The 8,010-nt window shown below is 60.3% G+C and carries 6 protein-coding genes; 4 read left to right on the plus strand and 2 right to left on the minus strand.

The annotated features are described in order from the left end of the window. Nucleotides 1-41 precede the first annotated feature (41 nt). Nucleotides 42-1,457: a 3-isopropylmalate dehydratase large subunit gene (leuC, locus tag OEZ71_RS17870; RefSeq protein ID WP_263741408.1), complete on the minus strand. Its 1,416-nt coding sequence runs from the start codon at nucleotides 1,455-1,457 to the stop codon at nucleotides 42-44. A gap of 267 nt (nucleotides 1,458-1,724) precedes the next feature. Further along, nucleotides 1,725-2,180 (minus strand): universal stress protein, encoded by a 456-nt coding sequence (locus OEZ71_RS17875; protein ID WP_263741409.1) that lies wholly within the window; start codon nucleotides 2,178-2,180, stop codon nucleotides 1,725-1,727. A gap of 162 nt (nucleotides 2,181-2,342) precedes the next feature. Here OEZ71_RS17875 and OEZ71_RS17880 point away from each other — a divergent pair, with 162 nt between their 5' ends. The 4 genes from OEZ71_RS17880 to OEZ71_RS17895 all read left to right on the plus strand — a co-directional run. Further along, nucleotides 2,343-3,260 (plus strand): NAD-dependent epimerase/dehydratase family protein, encoded by a 918-nt coding sequence (locus tag OEZ71_RS17880; protein ID WP_263741410.1) that lies wholly within the window; start codon nucleotides 2,343-2,345, stop codon nucleotides 3,258-3,260. After that, nucleotides 3,257-3,874 carry a sugar transferase gene (locus OEZ71_RS17885; RefSeq protein WP_263741411.1) on the plus strand — a complete coding sequence of 206 codons (618 nt, stop codon included), beginning with the start codon at nucleotides 3,257-3,259 and terminating at the stop codon, nucleotides 3,872-3,874. Before OEZ71_RS17880 ends, OEZ71_RS17885 begins: the two co-directional genes overlap by 4 nt. A 167-nt stretch (nucleotides 3,875-4,041) precedes the next feature. Further along, a complete protein-coding gene (locus tag OEZ71_RS17890) occupies nucleotides 4,042-5,949 on the plus strand; it encodes a polysaccharide biosynthesis protein (protein ID WP_263741412.1) in 1,908 nt (635 codons plus the stop codon). A gap of 92 nt (nucleotides 5,950-6,041) precedes the next feature. Continuing rightward, nucleotides 6,042-8,010: calcium-binding protein (locus tag OEZ71_RS17895; protein ID WP_263741413.1), on the plus strand; the 1,969-nt coding region annotated here is incomplete at its 3' end.

The following is an 8,010-nucleotide window of genomic DNA, read 5'->3' on the forward strand; positions in this document are numbered from 1 at the left end:
ACGGCCTGCGTATGGCATCCGTCGGGACAGGGCGCGCGCCGTCATACCGTTTCGTTCATCATCTCGCGCACATCGGTCAGGTGACCGGTGACCGCCGCCGCCGCCGCCATTGCGGGGCTCATCAGGTGGGTGCGTCCGCCCCGACCCTGACGGCCCTCGAAGTTGCGGTTGGACGTGGCTGCGCAGCGTTCACCCGGCGAGAGCTGGTCGGGGTTCATCGCCAGACACATCGAGCAGCCCGCGAGCCGCCATTCGAACCCGGCATCGAGGAAGATCTGCGCCAGCCCCTCTTCCTCGGCCTGCGCCCGCACAAGGCCTGAGCCCGGCACGACCATGGCCCGCATGCCGTCCTTGATCTTCTTGCCCTTCAGGATTGCCGCCGCGGCCCGCAGATCCTCGATCCGACCATTGGTGCAGGAGCCGATGAAGACCGTGTCGATCTTGATGTCGGTGAGCTTCTGCCCCGGCTTCAGGCCCATATAGTCGAGCGAGCGCTGTGCCGCCTCGACCTTGCCGCCCTTGAAGTCCTCAGGGCTCGGCACCGCAGCGGTGATCGGCAGCACGTCCTCGGGCGAGGTGCCCCAGGTTACGACCGGGGCGATATCTTCGCCCTTCAGCGTCACCACCTTGTCGAAATGCGCGCCCTCGTCGGTCTTCAGCGTCTTCCACCAGTTGAGCGCGGCTTCCCACTGCGCACCCTTCGGCGCGTGCGGGCGGCCCTTCACGTATTCGAACGTCTTCTCGTCCGGCGCGATCAGGCCAGCGCGCGCACCACCTTCGATCGCCATGTTGCAGACCGTCATGCGGCCTTCCATCGAGAGATCGCGGATCGCCTCGCCGCAATATTCGATGACATAGCCGGTGCCGCCCGCCGTGCCGGTCGCCCCGATGACGGAAAGCGTGATGTCCTTCGCGGTCACACCGGGGCGCAGCTTGCCGGTGATCTCCACCTTCATGTTCTTCGACTTCTTCTGGATCAGCGTCTGGGTGGCCAGAACATGCTCCACCTCCGAGGTGCCGATGCCGTGGGCAAGTGCGCCGAAGGCTCCGTGGGTCGCGGTGTGGCTGTCGCCGCAAACCACGGTCATGCCCGGCAGGGTCCAGCCTTGTTCCGGACCGACGATGTGGACGATGCCCTGCCGGATGTCCGAGACCGGATAGTAATGCACGCCGAAATCCTTGGCGTTCTTATCGAGCGCCTCGACCTGAATGCGGCTTTCCTCGTTCTCGATCCCCTTTTCGCGGTCGAGCGTGGTGGGCACGTTGTGGTCGGGCACCGCGATGGTCTTTTCAGGTGCGCGCACGGTGCGGCCGGTCATGCGCAGGCCTTCGAAGGCCTGAGGCGACGTCACCTCATGCACGAGGTGGCGGTCGATATACAGAAGGCAGGTGCCATCGTCCTGGGTATCAACGACATGGGCATCCCAGATCTTGTCATAGAGCGTCTTGGGGGACATCGGTCCTCTCCGGTTTTACAGGAATCCAAAAGGCGACAGGAATCGGTGCCGATCAAAGTCGGGCCAGCACCGTCATCGTCGCGCCGAAGAACCGCCAGGGCAGACGCGCACGATCATCCATGTCGAAAATCCGTTTCATGGCGTTGCAGATACACCGCCGCCCTGAGTCCCGCAAGGCCGACAACATCCAGCGCCGGATAGCGCGGGTAATCCGAGAGCGGCGCGTCAGGCCGGTTTGTTTGGGCAGGCATCTGAGTTGGACGCGCCCTAGGTGATCGCTTCCAACCGTTCCTTCGACATCTCGCCCGGCACGATGGTGATCGGGATCGGCAGGCTTCCAGAATTCTTCGACATCTGCGTCACCAGGGGTCCCGGGCCGCCCTTTTCCGTGCCCGCACCAAGGACCAGAACGCCGATCTCGGGGTCTTCATTCACTTGCGCGAAGATCTCGTTCATCGCCTCGCCCTCGCGGATCACCAGTTCCGGCTCAATCCCCTGCCGGTCCCGCATCCACTTGGCGAAGACCTCGTAATGTGCCTCGATCCGTTCGCGTGCCTCGGCCCGCATGATATCGGCCACGCCGATCCAGTGCTGGAACTCTTCGGGCGGAATGACCGAGAGAATCGTCACCCCCGCACCGGTATGAGCGGCCCGAAGTGCTGCATAGCGCATCGCATTCAGGCATTCGCGGCTGTCGTCGAGAACCACAAGAAACTTACGCATGAATATCCCCCGTCAGGCCGCGCGATCATGGCGTGTCATGCCGCCCGAGGCAATCCTTGGCGTGACTCGTGCGCCGGTCCCTGCGGGGCTTCGCTCCGGCACGCACTGGTGTTATGCCGGTAATACTGGTTAGGACGACCGGCGCATCGTCAGGAAATCAACATGCCGACGGCCACAAGGATGAAACCCGGCAACACCGAAAAGGTTCTGATTGTCGGTGGAACCGGTCGCCTTGGCGGGTTGCTGCGGCTGGCGTGGGCGCGCCAAGGGCGGGAGGGGCTGGTCTGGCAATCGCGACGCGCGAGCGACGGACACGGTCTCGATCCACTGGGCGATCCGTCCGGTTTTGCCCGTGCAGCCGCCGGTGCCACCACAATTTTCTGTCTTGCCGGGGTGACGGCTGGAGGTCCGTCCGAACTCGCACTGAACAGCGATCTTGCATTGGCCTCGATCAGGGCGGCCCGGGCTGCTTCCGTGCCGCAAGTGTTTCTGGCTTCTAGTGCCGCTGTTTATGGCCGGGCGGAGACTGGCACAGGGGAGGACGGAGTGCCACAGCCTGTGTCGGATTACGGCCGTGCGAAGCTTGCTATGGAGGAGGTAGCCCTTCAAAATACCGGCAACTGGGATAACGGACCTGCCGTAACCTGTCTCAGGATTGGCAATGTTGCCGGGGCTGACCAACTGCTAGGGACCCGTGCGGCAAATGGGCCGCAGATGCTGGATATCTGTGCCGACGGGCATGGACCCCGGAGGAGTTACATCGGACCGCAGGCATTGTCGAAGATGCTCCACAAGCTGTTTGCACTAGGTCGCGGGGGCGCGACGCTTCCGCCCATTCTTAACATCGCTCTCGAGGGCGCAGTGGCAATGGACGACTTGCTGGAAGCCGACGGTCGGTCTTGGCGGCCAATGCCCGCCCCGCCGACTGTGATCCCGGAACTGTGCCTCGATATTACGCGTCTGTCGCAGGTGATCGGGCGGCCCAACCGGGCCGATGCGATAGAGATTGTCGCCGACTACCGCGGTTTGGTTCCGCACCCTACAGTCGTCACGGAACGGCGGGGCGGAGTATCGCGATGACGCCAAACAAACGACTGTTTGACATCGGTTTGGCGCTGCTGTTGTTGCCAGTTATCATCTTGCTTTTGGCTTTGGTGGCGATTGTCATTTTTTGTTTTGACGGTCGGCCTGTCATGTTCGCTTCGGAGCGTATGCAAACGCCCAATCGCTCTTTCACGTTATGGAAGTTTCGGACGATGCGGCCCGCCCGAGGCGGCATGGTCGATTTTGGTGTTTCGGGAGGGCACAAGGCCAACCGGATAACCACCACGGGTCGTGTTCTTCGGCGGCTGCGTCTCGATGAGTTGCCGCAGATCTACAATATTTTACGGGGAGATATGAGCTTTGTGGGTCCACGTCCGCCGCTTCGGTGCTATGTCGAGTCATATCCGGCTCTTTACAGTGCCGTGCTGAAGGCCCGGCCGGGTGTGACGGGGCTGGCCTCGCTTCTCTATCACCGGCGGGAGGAGCAGCTTCTGTCGGCATGCAGGACAGCAGAAGAAACGGATAGGATCTACCGTGAGCGTTGCATTCCGGCGAAAGCGCGGCTCGATATCCGGTATCAGCGACATTGGAAATTGTGTCTGGATTGTGCAATCATAGGTCGTACAATTATGTGTATATTCCGCTATTAAGTGTTCTCCGATTCCCGCACTCCTTCGCGGATTTCGGTCTGAGCATCTCTCTCTGACAGTCGAACTGTTGCTGTGGAGCGCCATTTGGGCCTGAATGAAACGGACCGACTCGTTGAAGTGTCGACGGCAATGGCAGGCACTGGCCAAATGCAACGGATAACGAAGAAATGACACCGGTCAAGCTGATCGCGTCGCTTACCCAGAGGCGCAAAAGATCGATCTTTCTCTTTGTCGATCTGGCGATGATTCCGCTCGCGCTTTTAGGGGCATTCGCGGTGCATCGCAGTACGCTCGTTCCGATGGCCGATGTTACCGAGAACATCCTATTGCTTCTCTTGCTGTTTGCGGTTGCACCATTTCTGGCGCTCGTGCTGGGTACCACCGACATTAGACTGAAGGATTTCGATATCGCCGGCTGGGGCAAGTTGGCGGTGTTCGCGTCGCTTATGGCATTCATTGGTTTGGTTTTCTCGGAGAGCATTGGGCTTGGTTTGCCGCCCGGCCTGCACATCGTGTTCGGGCTCATCTACACCGCCCTGACCGGCGGCGCGCGGGTAATGCTCTTGCAGGTGGTCCGTGAGATCTATGGCAGAAGCGATGCGATCACGCGGGTACTCATATATGGCGCTGGCCGGACTGGCATGACGCTCGCCGCGGCGATGAGATCGCGGGGGTCCATCATTCCGGTGGGGTTCGTCGACGACAATGCGGCATTGGCTGGGCTCGTTGTGGCCGGGCTTCCGGTCTTTCCCGGACGCGAGGTTGAAACCGCCGCTGCTAACCTGCGGACCAACCAAGTGATCCTCGCTATGCCGTCGGCACCGGCGTTCCGCCAGAATGCTCTTTCGCACCGCCTGGAGCGGCTCGGTCTGGACGTACAGACGCTTCCGGCATTTGCCCAGCTGATCGGGGAGGCGGAGCTGATTGACCAGTTGATGCCGGTCTCTCCGCAAATCCTCATAAACCGTGCGCAGATTGACGACCCGGCAACCGCAGATGAACACCAGGTTTATTCTGGGGCTAGTGTTTTGGTCTCGGGTGCCGGCGGGACAATTGGCTTGGAATTGTGCCGACAACTCGTCGCTTTCAATCCCCGCAGGCTGGTGCTTCTGGAATTAAGCGAGGTTGCGCTGTATTCAGCCGAACGCGAATTGCGGCAGCTGTCAAAAGGTCGAACCGAGATCGTGTCGATACTCGGTTCCGTCAGGGATTCAGGTCTGGTTTCGCGGGTCTTGCGGAGCAACGACGTGGATGTCGTTCTTCATGCGGCTGCTTACAAGCATGTTCCGCTTGTCGAGGCAAACCCATCGGCCGGGCTGGAGAATAATGCACTTGGCACCGCAACTTTTGCACAATGTGCGCGCGATGCCGGGGTCCGACGCTTCGTGCTCGTCTCCTCGGACAAAGCCGTGCGTCCCGCGAATATGATGGGCATGTCCAAGCGCTTTGCAGAGTTGGTGGTTCAGGATCTCGCCACCCGATCTGAGCGGACGCTTTTCTCCATCGTTCGCTTCGGCAATGTATTCGGTTCATCCGGATCGGTTCTGCCGCTCTTTCTGGAACAGATCGCTAGCGGCGGTCCGGTCACGCTGACGGATGAAAACGTCACGCGTTATTTCATGACGATTCACGAGGCTGTGCGGCTCGTTCTGCTTGCAGGTAGCTTTGCAAAAGGGGGCGAGGTCTTTGTGCTGGATATGGGGGAACCTTTAAGCATCCTTGACCTTGCACGGCGGTTGATCATTGCGTCGGGTTATTCGGTTCGCGACGCCAACAATCCCGATGGGGACATTGAGATTGTGATAACCGGAATGCGACCGGGCGAGAAGCTGCATGAGGAACTTTCGGTGTCGAGCGAAGTGTCGGGGACCGCGCATCCCAAGATCACTGCAGTGCGTGAACCCCACCTGTCAGAAATCGAGACGGCTGCTGCCCTTCGCGACCTACGTGAGACGCTACGGGGCAGAGATGAGGCGGCTTTGCGTGCGGTGGCGCGGCATTGGACTTGCGAAGGTGAGGAAGCCGCCCGAGCAGACACAGCAGACAGTTCCGGAAGAATCGGCGCTGAAGCCTGAACAAAGCTGGGCGGGGCTCGGGTTTTAACAACGCTCAGTTAATCTCCGCGTGAAAGCATGGCCGCGAAAAGTTTCTGACTTTCGGGATGCTAGTGCTTTCTTTGGAGCGAATAACGACCGTCGATGCATCAGTTTCGCCGTATCTTGACGGCGTGACCGAGATTGAAGTCGTCACGGTTGGCGGACAGATACGGCTTGTCACCGTGTCACGCGGCATTCCTGGGCTGACAGCGTTCAGTCTGTCGGAGGGTGCCGGACCGCAAATGACCGATCAGCTCGGGCTGACGCCGTCCCTTGCGGCGACGGCAGAACCAGAACTGACCTTTGTTGCGACATCGGTAGGCGATGCATTGCTGACGACCGGGATCGCGACATTAGCTCCCTATGCAAATTGGCTGACTGCATCCGGCACATTTGCGAACCCGGGCTATTGGGCCGACCCCGGTGCGGTAGGGGTCCATTTTGACGAAGTCATCGTGGTCCAGACAATCGCGGGTCAGTATCTGTTCGCATCGCGCTACGATGCGGCGGGCCTGTGGGGTTTCGAAATCACCACTTCTGGTACGACGGTCTCGGTGGATAGCCTGCCGCAGATCAATGGTGCGCCGATTGCTGTCATCTCGGACATGGCGGTACTTACAGGCACTGGCGGTCCATGGCTGGTGACTGCACTTGCCGATCAGGATCGGTTGGTTGCTTATGCGATTAATCCGGACGGCACCATCGGGGTCCAACAATCGATCGGCGCGCCGGATGGACTTGGTATTTCGGTTCCGACTGACCTCGTTTCGGTTCGTCTGGGTCAAGTGGACTATCTGGTTCTCGCTTCGGCGCAAAGCGCGACATTGACCGTATTCACACTCAATTCGACCGGTGCGCTTGTTGCCACGGACAACATCGTTGACAGCCTTTTTACGCGTTTTGCGTCCGCCAGTCAGGTCGACGCCACCGCGACCCATGGCCGTGCCTTTATCGCCGTCGCCGGAAGTGATGATGGCCTGTCCCTGTTCACGATCCTGCCTGGTGGACGGCTCCTCTTGCTCGCGACCTTTGCCGACAGCGCCGCGACGACACTTTCGAATGTCTCAGCATTGGCACTCGCAGTTACTGGCGAGGAGATCCATATCATCGCAGCTAGCGCCTCTGAGCCCGGCGTCACGCAAATCACATTTGATCTGTCGCGGATCGGTCTGAGCGTTGTCGCGGGTGTCGGCAATGCCACGCTGTCCGGGGCCGCGCTCGACGATATACTGGCGGGTGGCAACGGAAACGACGTGCTTTCTGGCGAGAATGGAGACGATATTCTCGTCGATGGCAGGGGAGAGGACATTCTGACCGGTGGCCCGGGAAGTGACATCTTTGTCTTCACTCCGGATGGTCAACGCGACAAAATCCTTGACTTCACACCCGGCATTGACCGGCTGGACCTATCAGCATTTGGCCTGCTTTACAGCGTCGAGCAGCTCACGATCACTCCAACTTTGTGGGGTGCGGTACTGGAATATGAAGGCGAGATCATCGAGTTGCATAGCGAGAGCGGGCAGTCGCTGCTGCCGGGTGACTTCAGCACGTCCGACATATTGAACCTGATGAGGTCTCCCGGTGAGACACCGCTGACATCGCCTAAGCTTTACGGAAGTCGTCTTCCGGACAGTATTACTGCCAGTCATCGCGACGAATTCATCTACGGCTACGGCGGATCTGACACTCTGGACGGAAGTGGGGGGCGGGACGTCATATTCGGCGGCGAGTCAGACGATCAGTTGAACGGCGGTGACGGTGACGACCTGTTGTATGGGGAATCCGGTCTTGACACGCTCGACGGCGGAACCGGCAACGACACTCTCGACGGGGGTGCCGACAGGGACACTCTCCTGGGCGGCGATGATGATGACACGCTGCTGGGTCGTATAGGCAATGACTCGCTTTCCGGCGGCGCGGGCAATGACTCGCTCGACGGCGGCGGCGGGGTTGACCGGCTGGAGGGCGGTGCGGGTACCGATACGCTCAGGGGCGGCAACGGGTTCGACACGCTGAGAGGCGAGGCCGATGACGACTGGC

The sequence above is a fragment of the Albidovulum litorale genome (assembly GCF_025751495.1).
GTDB classification, from domain to species: Bacteria; Pseudomonadota; Alphaproteobacteria; order Rhodobacterales; family Rhodobacteraceae; genus Albidovulum; species Albidovulum litorale.